The organism is Chryseobacterium sp. WX (genome assembly GCF_029542485.1).
GTDB classification, from domain to species: domain Bacteria; phylum Bacteroidota; class Bacteroidia; order Flavobacteriales; family Weeksellaceae; genus Chryseobacterium; species Chryseobacterium cucumeris.
Genome location: NZ_CP120710.1, coordinates 2,206,352 through 2,220,092, shown reverse-complemented (window position 1 = coordinate 2,220,092; position 13,741 = coordinate 2,206,352). Strand labels below are relative to the sequence as shown.

10 protein-coding genes are annotated in these 13,741 nt (G+C 34.2%); all 10 read left to right on the top strand.

Annotated features, from left to right (window positions below):
* Positions 1–31 precede the first annotated feature (31 nt).
* Positions 32–1,558, top strand: coding sequence for a glycosyltransferase family 39 protein (locus tag PZ898_RS09945; protein WP_277695421.1), 1,527 nt, complete (start codon positions 32–34; stop codon positions 1,556–1,558).
* A gap of 144 nt (positions 1,559–1,702) precedes the next feature.
* A complete protein-coding gene (locus PZ898_RS09940; RefSeq protein WP_062673987.1) occupies positions 1,703–2,608 on the top strand; it encodes an NAD(P)/FAD-dependent oxidoreductase in 906 nt (301 codons plus the stop codon).
* Between the two features lie 150 nt (positions 2,609–2,758).
* The gene (glyA, locus tag PZ898_RS09935; RefSeq protein WP_034699074.1) at positions 2,759–4,024 is read left to right on the top strand and encodes a serine hydroxymethyltransferase; all 1,266 of its coding nucleotides are present in this window, start codon (positions 2,759–2,761) and stop codon (positions 4,022–4,024) included.
* Between the two features lie 57 nt (positions 4,025–4,081).
* Positions 4,082–4,540: a regulatory protein RecX gene (locus tag PZ898_RS09930; RefSeq protein WP_062673988.1), complete on the top strand. Its 459-nt coding sequence runs from the start codon at positions 4,082–4,084 to the stop codon at positions 4,538–4,540.
* A 358-nt stretch (positions 4,541–4,898) separates the two neighbouring features.
* Positions 4,899–6,827: a nucleoside-diphosphate sugar epimerase/dehydratase gene (locus tag PZ898_RS09925; protein WP_062673991.1), complete on the top strand. Its 1,929-nt coding sequence runs from the start codon at positions 4,899–4,901 to the stop codon at positions 6,825–6,827.
* A 39-nt stretch (positions 6,828–6,866) separates the two neighbouring features.
* On the top strand, positions 6,867–7,691 hold the full coding sequence (locus PZ898_RS09920) for a polysaccharide biosynthesis/export family protein (protein WP_062673994.1): 825 nt from the start codon (positions 6,867–6,869) through the stop codon (positions 7,689–7,691).
* A gap of 7 nt (positions 7,692–7,698) precedes the next feature.
* Positions 7,699–10,086, top strand: a complete 2,388-nt coding sequence (locus PZ898_RS09915; protein WP_062673996.1) for a polysaccharide biosynthesis tyrosine autokinase — start codon at positions 7,699–7,701, stop codon at positions 10,084–10,086.
* Positions 10,086–11,381, top strand: coding sequence for a nucleotide sugar dehydrogenase (locus tag PZ898_RS09910; RefSeq protein WP_062673998.1), 1,296 nt, complete (start codon positions 10,086–10,088; stop codon positions 11,379–11,381). The genes PZ898_RS09915 and PZ898_RS09910 overlap by 1 nt, the downstream gene beginning before the upstream one ends.
* A 6-nt stretch (positions 11,382–11,387) precedes the next feature.
* On the top strand, positions 11,388–12,578 hold the full coding sequence (gene lhgO / locus PZ898_RS09905) for an L-2-hydroxyglutarate oxidase (RefSeq protein ID WP_062674001.1): 1,191 nt from the start codon (positions 11,388–11,390) through the stop codon (positions 12,576–12,578).
* Between the two features lie 34 nt (positions 12,579–12,612).
* Entirely contained in the window at positions 12,613–13,737 is a 1,125-nt protein-coding gene (locus PZ898_RS09900) for a DegT/DnrJ/EryC1/StrS family aminotransferase (protein ID WP_062674004.1), read from the top strand.
* Positions 13,738–13,741: the final 4 nt, after the last annotated feature.

Sequence of the window (13,741 nt, the reverse complement as noted above, 5' to 3'; positions counted from 1 at the left end):
GTCTTAATTTTAAATTCCAAACTATACCTCCATGAAAAAAGACTATTGGATTCTGTTACTTTTTATCATTGCAAAGTTTGCACTCCAATACTCGCTGATAAGCCCTGAGTATGAACTTCACAGAGATGAATACCTGCATCTTGATCAGGCTAATCACCTTGCCTGGGGATATCTCTCCGTTCCTCCCGTTAATTCCTGGTTGGCCTGGATAATTAAAATGTTGGGAAATTCCATCTTTTGGGTTAAATTCTTTCCAGCGCTGTTCGGAGCTTTGACGATAGTACTGACATGGAAAGTTGTGGAAGAGCTCAATGGAAACCTGTTTGCTAAAGTACTGGCTTCTTTAGGGCTATTATTTTCAGTACTTCTTCGGGTAAATATGTTATTCCAGCCAACCTCTCTGGAGATCTTTCTATGGTTGTTTATTTACTACAGTCTGATTAAATATTTCAATTCCCAACAAGTAAAATGGTTGTATATAGGTGCTATCATTGTCGGAATAGGAATATTAAACAAATACAATATTGCTTTTTCATTGTTAGGGCTTATTCCTGCATTATTGCTGACAGAGCAAAGGAAGATTTTTATGCTGCCTCATTTGTACTGGGCTGCACTTTTAGCTTTGATTATTATTTTTCCCAACCTTCTCTGGCAGTACCAGAACAAGTTCCCGGTTGTTCATCATATGAAAGAACTTTCTGAACGGCAGCTTGTACATGTAGACAGAATGGATTTTATGAAATCCCAGATTTTATTTTTTGCCGGAGTTATTTTTGTGATTATTGCAGGCTGGGGAGCATTGCTGTTATACAAACCTTTTGAAAAATACAGGTTTTTCTTTTGGAGCTATATCTTCACGATCATTCTGTTTTTGTTTTTTAAAGCAAAAGATTACTACGCAATCGGACTCTATCCTGTGTATATTGCTTTTGGTGCTGTTTTTCTCGGAAATTTATTTGAAAAAGGCTTGAAAAGATTTTTGAAGCCGGTTAGCATACTTATTCCAATACTTTTATTTCTGCCTTTGTATAATGTGGCTTTTCCAAATAAAAGTCCTGAATACATCGTGTCCCACCAAAGTCAATACAAAAAATTAGGGTTGCTTCGCTGGGAAGATGGAAAAGATCATCCGCTGCCACAGGATTTTGCTGATATGCAGGGTTGGAAAGAGCTGGCTCAAAAAGTAGATAAAGAATATTCCAGATTGTCAAAAACCGGAAAAACCATGGTACTGTGTGATAATTACGGACAGACCGGAGCTATTAATTATTACTCAAAAGCCGGAGTCGTGGCAGTGTCATTTAATGCAGATTATATCAATTGGATAGATGTAAACAAAAAATATAAAAATGTGATCAGGATTAAAGAGGCATCTGAAGCAGGAAAAGAACTTAAAGAATCCGGTTCCTTTTTTGAAATTGCAACATTAAAAGATTCCATTACCAATCCTTACGCGAGAGAAAGAGGAACTGCAATTTTCAGTTTGCAGGGAGCAAAAGTAAATATCAACAAGAGAATTCAGGATGAAATTATCGAAGTTAAAAATGAATGGAAATAGTTTTCAATAACGTTGGAAATGATGATTTGTTGACAAGATAAAGTTAATAGATGAATTTTATTGCAACTTTATTGCGTTAATTGATTTTAGGTTAACTTTGTATTATCAATTATCAATTATCAATTATCAATTATCAACTAAACTATGGAAAACAAAAACTTTGATGTCATCATAACAGGAGGAAGCTATTCAGGATTATCTGCAGCAATGGCTTTGGGAAGATCATTAAGAAATGTCCTGGTTATCGATAACGGAAAACCTTGCAACAGACAAACTCCACATTCCCATAATTTTGTTACTCATGACGGAAAAACACCTGCGGAAATTGCAAAGCTGGCAAAACAAGATGTAGGAAAGTATGATACCGTACGATTTTATAATGGAACAGTGGTAAAAACTTCGAAAGCAAATAAAGGTTTTGTGATTGAAACTTCAACAGGTGAAAAATTTTACGCTAAAAAATTGATCCTTGCCTCAGGAGTGAAGGATATCATGCCGGATATTCCCGGATTTGCAGAATGTTGGGGAATTTCTGTTATTCATTGCCCATACTGTCATGGCTATGAAGTGAAAAATGAAATTACCGGAATTCTTTCCAACGGAGATATGGCCTACGAGTTTTCAAAACTGATTTTTAATCTGACTAAAAATCTCACTTTATTTACCAATGGAAAAGCTGTTCTTAGTGACGAACAACTTGAAAAACTAAAGAATAATAATATCATCCTTAACGAAGATGAAATCAAAGAAGTAAAACATGAAAATGGTTTCATTCAAAAAATAATTTTTAAAAACGGAAAGGAAGTTCCATTGCAGGCTTTGTATGCGAAAATTCCTTTTGAGCAAAATATCAATGTATCTGATGATCTGGGGTGTGAACTTACAGAACAGGGGTTTATTAAAGTGGATATAATGCAGAAAACAACCGTTTCCGGACTTTTTGCCTGTGGAGATAATGTAACCATGATGCGTTCCGTAGCCAATGCAGTTGCACAAGGGAATTTTGCCGGAGCTATGGTGAATAAAGAACTTTCTGATGATGAATTTTAAAGGCTTTTTGACACATTTAAAAGAACCATAATGTAGGATTTGTGGATATATATATTCATTTTTTAGTGTTTAAAAATCATTTTTTCAATAGAGAAATCTCGACGAAAATTCCGTACATTTGGGGTGAAAATTTCAAAAACTAAAAGTAAAATGGATATTATTTTCGACCTGATTGAAAAGGAAAGACAAAGACAAACCCATGGTTTAGAACTTATTGCATCAGAAAACTTTGTTTCTGAAAACGTGATGAAAGCAATGGGAAGTGTACTGACAAATAAATATGCTGAAGGATATCCCGGAAAAAGATATTACGGAGGATGTGAAGTAGTAGATGAGGTTGAAACTTTAGCGATTAACAGAGCTAAAGAACTTTTTGGAGTAGACTACGTGAATGTTCAGCCGCATTCCGGTTCTCAGGCGAATGCAGCCATTTATCTTGCAGTTTTGAAACCAGGTGACAAAATCATGGGGATGGACCTTTCAATGGGAGGACACCTTACTCACGGTTCTGCAGTGAATTTCTCAGGTATTCAATATAACGTAGTTTCTTACGGAGTTCAGCAGGAAACAGGTCTTATCGATTATGACCAAATGAGAGAAGTGGCATTGAGAGAAAAACCAAAAATGCTTATCGCAGGTTTCTCAGCGTATTCAAGAGATTTAGACTATGCTAAGTTCAGAGAAGTAGCAGACGAAGTTGGAGCAACGCTTTGGGCAGATATTGCTCACCCGGCAGGTCTAGTGGCAAAAGGATTGTTAAACTCTCCATTCGAACACTGTCATGTAGTAACGACTACTACTCACAAAACCCTTAGAGGACCAAGAGGAGGGATGATTATGATGGGTAAAGATTTTGAAAATACTTACGGTCACAAAACCCCAAAAGGAGAAATTAAAATGATGAGCCAGGTACTTGACGGAGCTGTATTCCCAGGTATTCAGGGTGGTCCTCTTGAGCACGTAATTGCTGGTAAAGCGGTAGCGTTCGGTGAAGCATTGGATGTACAGTTCGAAACTTATGCAAAACAGGTTAAATCTAACGCTCAGGCATTATCAAAAGCAATGATCGACAGAGGTTTTGATATCGTAAGCGGTGGTACAGATAATCACCTGATGTTAGTAGATCTTAGAAATAAAGGAGTAAACGGTAAAGAAACTGAAAAAGCTTTAGTGCTTGCTGATATTACTTGTAATAAAAATATGGTTCCTTTTGATGATAAATCACCATTTACAACATCTGGTATCAGATTAGGAACTGCTGCTATTACAACCAGAGGACTTAAAGAAAATGATATGGATACTATTGCAGGGTTAATTTCTGAAGTGGTAGATAATATCAAGAATGAAGAAGTTCTTGGATCTGTAAGAAAGAAAGTTAACGAATTAATGGAAGGCAAAGCTCTGTTCAATTACTAACAGACATTCCAATATCATATAAAGAATGGGCAAACTGCTCATTCTTTTTTTATTACAATGGAAAAGAAATCTTATACTTTCGACGAAATTAAACAGAAGCTTGTTAACTATTGTGTTTACCAGGACCGCTGCCATGCGGAAGTGGAACAGAAGATGAGAGAGTTTCTGCTTATTGATGAAGCAAAAGAAGAAATTATTTTATTTCTGCTGAAAGAAAACTTTCTGAACGAAGAAAGATTTACCAGGAGCTATATCCGAGGGAAATTTTACATTAAACACTGGGGAAAGACCAAAATTAAGATCAATCTGAAACAAAAACAGATTTCAGAGAGGTTGATAAGCTCTTGTTTTGATGAGATTGATGACTCAGATTATGAGAAAACAATCAGAAAAATTTTTGATGATTATTATACCAAACAAACTGGCTTGAAAGAATATCAAAAAAAAACCAAAACTATAAAATATTTGATGAGTAAAGGTTTTGAGTATGAGAAAATAATTGATATTTTTGGCTAAATATTAATAAATAAGAAAAAACTTGACGTATGACTTTTAGGAAAAAAAACAATCAGTTCATTGAAAAAGATTGATATATAAAGATTTAATAATTCTTTTAAAGAAAAAACAGCTGAAATAAAAAATTTACATAGATAAATGTCGTCGTCATAAACAGTTTCTCTGGTATGATTTTTGTCTGTGGGTTTAGCTGTACCACAATGAAATTGTTAGATTTTATAAATGTAACATCAAATTTATTTTTGATTTCAGCATATTGAAATAAATTTATTTTACTTTTGCATGATTGTATCAAAACTATCTTTGATTGGATAATTAGATATTATACCTTAATTAAATATGAACACCAATATAGACAATGTACAATTCTCTTAGAAAAACAATATTTGGAGGGGATAATGTTGTCAATCTCTCAGACGTAAGATATCTTCCTAGATGGATAATTCTTGTAATAGACATTATTATTCTGGTAATATCTTTATTTCTTTCTACCTACATTATCGCAAAAATTACAAAACAGGAATTCATATATCATGATGATAAAAGCCTAATTTTCGCTTTTATTATTCTGGTGAATGCTTCTTTTATGTATGTCTTCAAGACCTATGCCGGGATAATCCGCCACTCCACCTTTATAGATTTATTTAAACTCCTGATCTCCTGCTTTTGCACAATGCTGGCTATCGGAACTGTAAATATCTGCTATTTCTGGATTACAGGAAGCAAATTTATCCTTACTCCTTATCTGATGCTTTATTTCGTAATTTCATTTATGGGATTATTTCTTTTCAGACTTTATGTGAAGGAATTTTTCCATATTGTGAGGGAATACAGAAGAAGCGCACTGAAAAAAAGAATTTTAGTATTGGGAATTGATGAGCAGTCTATTGCCATTGCACGTGCAATTCTTGATAACCCGAGTTTACCTTATCAGGTAGTAGGTTTTCTGACACAAAGAACAGATTCTAAAAGGGCATCTCTGTTAGGAAAGCCAATTTATGAAAAACAAAAAATAGAAGAAAACACCAAAGAAGATCTTATTATTGATGGCGTTCTTATTGTTAAAGAAATGATGGCCAGAGATGAGATGAATTCATGGGTGAATTTATTTTTAGAGAAAGATCTTAATGTCTTTAAAGCACCATCAGTACAAAAACTGAGAGACAGCGATCTAGGGGGATCTATTAGAAATCTTCAAATTGAAGATTTATTAAACAGAAAACCTATCAAAATTCAAAATGAAAAAGTTAAAAGCAGACATTTTGATAAAACAGTATTAGTAACCGGTGGAGCAGGATCTATAGGAAGTGAAATTGTTAGACAGGTTGCTCTTTTCAATCCTTCATTGATTGTCGTTTTAGATCAGGCAGAAACACCGCTTTATGAAATTGAACTTGAAATGAGAGAAAAATTTCCTCATATCCCTTTCAAATTTGTTTTAGGAGATGTTTCCAATCATCACAGAATGGAATCTCTGTTCCAAACGTATAATTTCTCAATGGTATATCATGCAGCTGCTTATAAGCATGTACCTTTGGTAGAAGAAAATCCTCACGAAGCTATTTTTGTTAATATATTAGGTTCAAAAATAGTTGCAAAGCTATCCAGTAAGTATAAAGTAAACCGTTTCGTAATGGTATCTACAGATAAAGCTGTAAATCCAACCAACGTAATGGGAGCTTCAAAGAGAGCTGCTGAGCTTTTTGTGCAGTCACTTCAGAATGTAGATGGTAATGTTACCAAGTTTATTACAACAAGATTTGGAAATGTATTAGGATCTAACGGTTCTGTAATTCCTCATTTTAAAAAGCAGATTGAAGCTGGAGGACCGGTAACCATTACCCACCCGGAAATTGTAAGATATTTCATGACTATTCCTGAGGCTTGTGAGCTGGTTCTTCAGGCAGGAACAATGGGTGAAGGAGGTGAAATTTTTGTCTTTGATATGGGAGAACCTGTTAAAATTATTGATCTTGCCAAAAGAATGATAAAATTATCAGGATTCGAACCTAATATTGATATTAAGATCATTTATACAGGATTGAGACCTGGAGAGAAGTTATATGAAGAACTCTTGAGTGATGACGCAAAAACACTTCCTACTCATAATGATAAAATCATGATCTCCAAAGATCCTTCTATGGGATTTGCAGAAATAGATACTCTTACTAAAGAAATTACAAAAGCTTCTCTTAGAAGAGATAAAGTGGAAGTAGTAAGGATTCTTAAAACTATAGTGCCGGAATTCCGAAGCAATAATTCAATCTATGAGGCTCTTGATAAATAGACAAAATATAAATGTATATTTGCATAATTTAACAAAATAATGAAAGGAAAAATATTAGCAGTAGTTTTGGCATCTTCATTAGTGATTTCTTGTAAAGTGAATCCCAATGCTAAGAATGATTTAAATTATATGCAGAATATAGAACAGGTTGCAATCAGTGCCTCTGCTAAAAATTCAGCAAATACAATCCAGGTAGGAGATCAGCTTATTATTCTGATCACTGCAAAAGATATGGATGTTGTAAAGCCTTTTAATCAGAACTATTCTTCATCAGAACTTATCCAGACCAATGCAATAGCAGGAGGAAATACTCCTAATCAGGGCTCTACAATTATGTCTGGGCCAACATATATTGTAGATGCAAATGGAGATATTGACTTCCCTATCTTAGGTAAACTGAATACATCGGATAAAAGTCTCACCGCTTTTAAAGACGAACTTAGAGAAAAAATGACGAGATATGTTATTAACCCAACAATTAATATCAGGCTCTCGAATTTTAAAGTTACAGTACTTGGAGAAGTTAACAGACAGGGTGACTATACTATAGCAAGTGGGCAGGCAACTATTTTAAATGCACTAGGTATGGCTGGTGACCTGACGCAATATGGGAAAAGAGAAGACATATTGGTGATCAGAACAGAAAATGGCGTTGTTTCTCATGGCCGTATTAATATTCGGGATGCCAATCTCATTAATTCTCCTTATTACAACCTGAAGCAAGGGGATGCTATTATTGTTTCCTCAAGTAATACCAAAGATGTTTTAGCAAAACAAAATCCCAATACTGGACTTTATTTGACCGCTATTTCTATCGCGGTTACAGCAGTTGCCGTAGTAGTAAGTTTATTTAATAAGAAATAAAAAATTGATGGATAACCAATCTTCACAATTTTCTGAGGTAGAAAACAACTCAAATAGTATTAACATTAGTGAAATTATAAAACCATATCTGAGAAGATGGCCATGGTTTATTCTAAGTGCATTTGTTGCTTTAATAATAGGTTATATATCGCTAAGATTTATAACTCCTATATATAATGTTCAGACTTCCGTTTTAATTAAAGATGCAAGAAACTCTTCTCCTATAATGGGAAGTGATTTAGGAATATTACCGGATCTGTCAGGTTTAGGCGGTCTTAAAACGAATAGTATTGCTAATGAAATAGAAATACTGAAATCTAAAAAGATGATGCGCGAGGTAGTCATCAATCAAAATTTACAGGTAAATGTAATTGGAAAAGGTAGGGTTACTAAACTAGAATTGTATAAAGCAACATGTCCTATAAATGTTAAAGTAATTGAAGAGAAGCAAAGTGAAAAACCTGCAACTCCTGTAAAACTTACTATAGATAAAGATAAGCTTATTCTTACATCAAAAAGTTTAACAAAAGAAATCGTTACAACATATGGGAAAACCATCAGTCTTCCCTTTGCGAATATCATTATAACAAAAAATAAAGAATTCGCTCCGGGAAACCTTGGAGTGGATATGAAAAACCTTGAGCTGCAAATCTCCACAGCAGATGCAAAAGTAAATAGTTTACAAGGCAGTTTAAGTGTGGATTTAGCTAATAAAGAAGCTACCGTACTTAGATTAGGCCTAAATTATCCACAAATCAGAAAAGCTGAAGATATCCTGAATAATTTAGTTGTAGCCTACAATAATGATGCAATGTCTGATAAAAACTCAGAGTCAAAAAAAACACTCGATTTTATTGAAGACAGAATCAAAAAATTATCCGGAGAACTTGGTGAAGTTGAAAACCAAAAAGAAAGTTTTAAATCAAAAAATAATATTATTGATATAGAAACTGAGGCTAAGATTGGTTTGGAAAGTTCTGCTGCTGCAAGAGCAAAACAGTTGGAAATAGATGCTCAGTTAGAACTTACAAATTCCTTAATTAGTTATGTCTCAAATCAAGGACAGTATCAGGTTCTTCCTGCAAATGTTGGACTAAACAATACAGACGCAGTAAGTGGAATTTCTGCTTATAATCAATTAGTATTACATCGAAACAGACTTTTGGAGTCCGCTACGCCGGAAAACCCTACGGTTGTAGATGTTACTAAACAAATTAATGCAATGCGTAGTTCTGTTACACAGAGTCTTCAGAAAAACAAACAAGGCCTTGAGCTGGCAAGAAATGAATATTTAGGAGAACAAAATATAGTTTCCGGAAAGATATCAAAACTACCTTCTATTGAGAAAATGTTCAGAAGTATTGAAAGACAACAGCAAATCAAAGAAAATTTGTACTTGCTATTGCTTCAAAAAAGGGAAGAAACGGCTATTGCCCAATCCATTACTGCTCCTAAAGCAAAGATTGTAGATTTAGCTTATGCTTCCGGAGCACCGGTTTCACCTAATAGAGAGATTGTTTTAATGGTTTCTTTTGTTTTAGGATTATTAGTTCCTTTTATTGTTATTTATCTAACAATGCTTTTCAATGATAAAGTGGTTACGAAACATGATCTTGAAAAGGTAGTGCATGCGCCTATTATTGCTGAATTACCAAGTCTTGAGAAAGGAGATTCTGAAATTGTTAAAATGAATGATATTACCCCTATGGCAGAAGCATTTAGAATTCTTATCACGAATATGAATTTCATGCTTTCAAAAGAGAAAAAAGGTAAAGTAGTATTTGTTACTTCAACTGTAAAGGGAGAAGGAAAAACATTCACATCTGTGAATTTAGCTTTAACACTGGCAAACCCTAAGAAAAAAGCAATTATTATAGGATCCGATATCAGGAATCCTCAGCTTCAAAGATATAATCCTGCAAGAAAAGGACTTGCCGGACTTACGGAATACCTTTACAATGACGACACTAAACTTACAGATATTATCCATGTATCATCTTTTAATCCTTATCTGGATGTAATTTATTCAGGAATGATTCCTCCAAATCCAACAGAATTATTATCCAACGGTCGTTATGAGATTCTTCTCAACGAACTGAAAGATAAATATGAATATATTATCTTGGATACCGCGCCACTACTTCTTGTAACAGATACTTTCCTTATTGCTGAGCTTTCTGATGTAACCATTTACGTTTCCAGATCTAAATATACTGAAAAGGCATTATTGGAATTTGCCAACAGTAATATTGATCAGAAAAAAATCAGAAATGTAGGATTTGTACTTAATGATGTAAGCAGAGAAAATTTAGGATACAGTAACAAATACGGTTATGGCTACAACCATCATACAGAACAATCTTGGTTTCAAAAAATAAAAAATAAATTTAGTTAATGGCAACAACATATAAAATAGCAGTTATAGGCCAGGGTTATGTAGGTCTTCCTTTATCTCTTGAATTTGCAGATCATTATCCTGTTTTTGGGTTTGATATCAATACACAACGTGTTGATCAGCTTAATAACGGAAAAGATATAACGCTTGAAGCTGATGTTGATAAATTAAATACCGGACTGAAAAAATATAGAGAATCTAATGGTTCTTTAGGTTATAAAGCAACAAGTCTGTTATCTGATATTTCTGAAGCTAATGTATTCATTGTAACAGTTCCTACACCTATTGATAAATATAATGCTCCGGATTTGAATCCTTTAATTTCTGCTTCAAAAATGTTAGGAGAAATTATTAAAAAAGGAGATATTATTATTTATGAATCTACAGTTTTTCCTGGATGTACAGAAGAAGAGTGTGTACCAATTCTTGAAAAATATTCAGGACTTACTTTTAATGAAGACTTTTTTGTAGGATATTCTCCGGAAAGAATTAATCCGGGAGATAAAGTAAATACCCTTACAAGTGTTAAAAAAGTAACATCAGGTTCTACGGAAAAAATTGCTGAAGAAGTAGATCAACTTTATAAGAAAATTATTACTGCAGGAACCCATAAAGCACCGAGCATTAAAGTTGCCGAAGCCTCAAAAGCTATTGAAAATGCACAGAGAGACGTTAATATTTCTTTTGTTAACGAATTGGCTTTAATTTTTGATAGAGTAGGTATCGATACCAATGATGTATTGGAAGCGGCAGGAACAAAATATAACTTCCTTAAATATAAACCGGGATTAGTAGGCGGACACTGTATCTCAGTAGATCCTTATTATCTTGCCCATAAAGCAGAGCAGTTAGGATACCACCCGGATGTCATCTTATCAGGTAGACGTGTAAACGACTCTATTGCAAAATTTGTTGCCGCTAAAGTAGTGAAGCTTCTTATTGCAAAGGGAGGAGTGATCAAAAACTCTAATGCCTTGATTTTAGGAGTTACCTTCAAAGAAAACTGTCCTGATGTCAGAAATACTAAAGTTGTAGATATTTATAGAGAACTTGCTGACTACGGAGTAAATGTTGATATTTATGATCCATGGGCAAGCAAAGAAGAAGTAAAGCACGAATATGGAATTAATATTCTGGAATCTCTTGAGGACGGGAAAAAGTATGATTCTTTAGTGATTGCAGTATCTCACAATGAGTTCCTGGAAATGGATCTGGATCAACTTAAAAAAGAAAATGCTGTGGTTTTTGATACGAAAGCATGTTTAGACAGAAATCTGGTAGATGCAAGATTATAATAGATCATGAACTATGATATCATAATCATTGGTGCAGGTTTGGTAGGTTTGGCTACAGCCTACCAGACACAACTTAAAAATCCTGATTCTAAGATCCTCATTGTAGAAAAAGAAAATGATGTGGCATTGCACCAGTCAGGACATAACAGTGGAGTAATCCATAGCGGGATTTATTATAAACCGGGAAGCCTTAAAGCTAAAAATTGTATTGAAGGCTATAACTCGGTCATTAACTTTGCCGAAAAACATGGCATACAATATGATCTTTGCGGAAAAATAATTGTAGCTACCTCACAGAAAGAACTACCACTTTTGGATAATATTTATAAAAGAGGAGTTGAAAACGGACTTCAGAATTTAAAATATCTTTCCAGAGAAGAATTTCGTGAAATTGAACCCCACTGTGAAGGAATAAAAGCAATCAAAGTACCACAAACCGGAATTATTGATTATCCTGGAATAGCCAAAAAAATCAAAGAGCTTTTTGAAGAATTAGGAGGAGAAGTGAGATTTAATCATGAAGTAAAAAATATCATTGATAAAGGATCTGAAATTATTATCAATACCAATATTTCCGAATTTAAAACCAAAAAGTTAATTTCCTGCGCAGGATTGTATTCTGATAAGATAACCAGAATGACCAACGAGAAAAACGATGTGGTCATTATCCCGTTTAGAGGAGAATATTATAAAATTAAGGATGAAAAAAAATATCTGGTAAAAAATCTTATTTATCCAGTACCTGATCCTAGCTTTCCGTTTCTTGGAGTTCACTTTACCAGAATGATTGATGGTAATATAGAAGCTGGTCCTAATGCTGTTTTGGCCTTCAAAAAAGAAGGATATAACTTTTTTGATTTCAATTTTAACGAAACCATGCAAACCGTGCTATGGCCAGGGTTTAGAAAAATTGTAGCAAAATATGGAAAAACCGGAATGGGCGAAATGCATCGTTCACTTTCCAAATCCGCCTTTACAAAAGCCCTTCAGAAACTTTTACCGGAAATACAGGAAAATGACCTTGTTGCAGGAGGTTCAGGAGTACGAGCTCAAGCTTGCGACAGAAATGGAGGATTGATTGATGATTTTGATATCGTGAAAAATGGAAATATTATTCACGTTAGAAATGCCCCTTCTCCAGCAGCTACGTCCTGCCTTTCTATTGGAAATAAAATAAGTGAGCTGATCATGAATTAAAAAATGCACTCCGTGCACTCAAAAAACTAAGAATATGAAAATTCAAATGGTTGACCTTAGAGGTCAATACCTGAAAATAAAAGAAGATATAAACGCCGGTATCCAGGAATGCATAGATAATACAGCATTCATTAATGGCCCTGCTGTAAAAGAATTTCAATACGATTTCGAAAAATATCTTGGAGTAAAACATGTTATTCCATGTGCCAATGGAACAGATGCTCTTCAAATAGCCATGATGGCCCTTAATCTGCAGCCTGGTGATGAGATAATCTGTCCTGCTTTCACTTACGTAGCAACTGCGGAAGTTATTGGTCTTTTAGGGTTAAAACCTGTAATGGTAGACGTAAACAAAGATACTTTTGATATACAGCTGGAAGGTCTTGAAAAATATCTTACCCCCAATACAAAAGCAATTGTTCCTGTTCATTTATATGGCCAAAGTGCTGATATGGAACAAATTCTTAAATTTGCAGAAAAACACAACCTTTTTGTTATAGAAGATAATGCTCAGGCAATAGGTTCTGATTATACATTTTCTGATGGAACTGTTAAAAAAACAGGAACTATCGGACATATTGGATGTACGTCATTTTTTCCGTCAAAAAATCTGGGATGTTATGGTGATGGAGGGGCATTGATGACGAATGATGATGATCTGGCTTTCAAAATCAGAATGATTGCCAATCACGGACAGGAAAAGAAATACTACCACAAAGTTTTAGGCTGTAATTCAAGATTGGATACCATACAGGCTGCTGTATTGAAAGTTAAGCTTAAGCATTTGGATGAGTATTCAGCTTCCAGAAACAGAATGGCGGATTATTATGATGCAAATCTTGCAGGTATATCAGAAATTCAAACTCCTAAAAGAGCTGCGAATTCTACCCATGTATTTCATCAATATACCCTTAGAGTGAAAAATGGAAAAAGAGATGGATTACAAAAATATCTGGCAGAAAAGAATATTCCAAGTATGATATATTATCCTTTGCCTCTTTACAAACAAGAAGCTTTTGTTCAATATGTGAAAGAAGGTTTTAGTCTTCCGGTTACAGAGCAGCTTTGCAAAGAAGTGATCTCTCTTCCTGTACATACAGAATTTGACCATGAAGTACTGGATATTATTATTACAGAAATTAAGAATTATTTTAATTAATATA

Excerpts from the sequence above, each read along its gene's own strand:
- lhgO (WP_062674001.1), top strand. The coding sequence starts at position 11,388 with ATGAACTATGATATCATAATCATTGGTGCAGGTTTGGTAGGTTTGGCT.
- PZ898_RS09915 (WP_062673996.1), top strand. The coding sequence starts at position 7,699 with ATGGATAACCAATCTTCACAATTTTCTGAGGTAGAAAACAACTCAAAT.
- PZ898_RS09945 (WP_277695421.1), top strand. The coding sequence starts at position 32 with ATGAAAAAAGACTATTGGATTCTGTTACTTTTTATCATTGCAAAGTTT.
- PZ898_RS09910 (WP_062673998.1), top strand. The coding sequence starts at position 10,086 with ATGGCAACAACATATAAAATAGCAGTTATAGGCCAGGGTTATGTAGGT.
- PZ898_RS09920 (WP_062673994.1), top strand. The coding sequence starts at position 6,867 with ATGAAAGGAAAAATATTAGCAGTAGTTTTGGCATCTTCATTAGTGATT.
- PZ898_RS09940 (WP_062673987.1), top strand. The coding sequence starts at position 1,703 with ATGGAAAACAAAAACTTTGATGTCATCATAACAGGAGGAAGCTATTCA.
- PZ898_RS09900 (WP_062674004.1), top strand. The coding sequence starts at position 12,613 with ATGAAAATTCAAATGGTTGACCTTAGAGGTCAATACCTGAAAATAAAA.
- glyA (WP_034699074.1), top strand. The coding sequence starts at position 2,759 with ATGGATATTATTTTCGACCTGATTGAAAAGGAAAGACAAAGACAAACC.
- PZ898_RS09925 (WP_062673991.1), top strand. The coding sequence starts at position 4,899 with ATGTACAATTCTCTTAGAAAAACAATATTTGGAGGGGATAATGTTGTC.
- PZ898_RS09930 (WP_062673988.1), top strand. The coding sequence starts at position 4,082 with ATGGAAAAGAAATCTTATACTTTCGACGAAATTAAACAGAAGCTTGTT.